The following is a 297-nucleotide window of genomic DNA, read 5'->3' as shown; positions in this document are numbered from 1 at the left end:
CTTTAAAGCCTTTATGCCATTGGGTAAGCACATCTATATCAGACCATTCTTTGGCTTTATCCACATCGACTTTAAGCACCACATGTAAATGATTACTCATCACCGCATAAGCACAGATATCAATCGCGAAAATCGTCGATAATTCAATAATTCGGTTATCTACCCACTCACGGCGATGTTCATAGTTTTCGCCTGTCGACTTATCAAACCCACACAAAAATGCCTTACGTACCACACGCGAACAACAGTGGTAGTAAGGCGTATCTTCTAAACTCACGAGTGTTTTTCTAGGTCTGG

General features: G+C 41.4%; 1 pseudogene. It reads right to left on the bottom strand.

From position 1 onward, the window contains the following. Positions 1-297: pseudogene (locus AB4160_RS06170) on the bottom strand (transposase); the annotation flags it as partial.

The organism is Shewanella sp. 10N.286.51.B8, from assembly GCF_041469325.1.
GTDB lineage: Bacteria > Pseudomonadota > Gammaproteobacteria > Enterobacterales > Shewanellaceae > Shewanella.
This window is presented reverse-complemented; position numbering and strand designations above follow the sequence as displayed.